This window comes from Nitratidesulfovibrio liaohensis (assembly GCF_011682075.1).
GTDB lineage: Bacteria > Desulfobacterota > Desulfovibrionia > Desulfovibrionales > Desulfovibrionaceae > Cupidesulfovibrio > Cupidesulfovibrio liaohensis.
On record NZ_VSMK01000522.1, the window covers coordinates 1 to 1,534 of the forward strand.

General features: G+C 69.0%; 1 protein-coding gene and 1 pseudogene. Both read left to right on the forward strand.

The genetic code is table 11. The features are described 5' to 3' along the window. A pseudogene (locus FVW27_RS15205) lies at positions 1 to 564 on the forward strand (hypothetical protein); the annotation flags it as partial. Positions 565 to 659: 95 nt separating this feature from the next. Beyond that, the coding region (locus tag FVW27_RS15210; protein WP_167126700.1) for a GTP-binding protein at positions 660 to 1,534 on the forward strand (875 nt) is incomplete at its 3' end.

The window sequence follows — 1,534 nt, forward strand, 5'->3', positions numbered from 1 at the left end:
CCCGCGCCCGTGCTGGCCGCGCTGGAACTGGCCGGGCAAGAGGTGGTTGCCGACGTTGCGCCCGAGGCACTGCCTGCGCTGCTGGAGACGTTGGCAGCTGGCGTCGGGGCGGGCGGGACAACGGGGACCGGGGGCCGCCTGCTGCTGCTCGGGGACCATTCCGACCAGGTGTCCGTTCTGGCCCGCGCGCACGGCGTGCCCGTTTGGCGCAATGCCCCCACACCGACCATCGGCATTGCATCGCGGGGTGATGCTATCGACGAATTCGATTGTCCTGATGGTGCTGCCCTGCGCGCCGCCCACCCGGACGCCACCTTCATGGATGTCCCGGCCCTGCCTCAGTCCACGGCCTGTGCCGCATCTTCCGCGCCGCTTGCCCCCTTGTCCGCAGTCGCCTGCGCCCCGGCGCATGCATCGGCCTGGCTGAACCATGCCGCTCTTGTGCTGGGACCGGGCCATGAATGGTGTTGGATGCACCCCGGACTTTCCCCGGCCTGGTTTGCGCGTCGTGCCGTGGCCCTGCTGGCCGCTTCCGTCTCGCCCGGCTCCTCGGGCCTGCCCTGACCGTTCCTGATCGCCTTGGGCGGCACCCGCTGTGCCTTCGCTCGTCCCGTTCTCCGGTTCCTCATTTCCACGCACGCCAATCCCCGGAGCTCTCCATGTCTCACGCAGCCACCGGCGGCAAACGCCCCCATCCCCGCGAAAAGGCGGCACCGCTGCGCAACATCGGCATCATCGCGCACATCGACGCGGGCAAGACCACCCTCACCGAGCGCATCCTGTACTATACCGACCGCATCCATCGGATGGGCGAGGTGCACGACGGCACCGCCACCATGGACTTCATGCCCGAGGAGCAGGAACGCGGCATCACCATCGCCTCGGCCTGCACCACCTGCGCGTGGAGCGGCCACACCGTGAACATCATCGACACCCCCGGCCACGTGGATTTCACCATAGAGGTCGAACGGTCGCTGCGCGTGCTGGACGGTGCGGTGGGCGTATTCTGCGCCGTGGGCGGGGTGGAGCCGCAGTCGGAGACGGTGTGGCGACAGTCCGAGAAGTTCGGCGTGCCCAAACTGGCCTTCGTCAACAAGATGGACCGGGCCGGAGCGGACTTCGGCGCGGTGCTGGAAGCCATGCGCACCCGCCTGGGCGCGGTGGTGGTGCCGGTGATGGCCCCGGTGGGCGAGGGCGAAGACTTCGAGGGGCTGCTGGACCTGGTGACCATGGAATATCTTTCGTTCGACCAGTCCACTCAGGGTCGTGAATATTCCCGTACCCCGGTGGATCAGGTGGCCTCCCTGCCGGACGCCCCCGCCCCGGCGCTGCTGACCGCTGCCGCCGCATGGCGTGACAGGATGCTGGAAACCCTGGCCGAGGCCGACGATACCTTCATCGACGTGTATCTGGGCGGCGGCGACATGGACCCGCAAGTCATCCGCGCCGCGTTGCGCCGGGCCACCCTGGCCCGCCGGGCGGTGCCGGTGTTCGCGGGATCCGCCCTGCGCAATACGGGCGTGCAGCCCGTGCT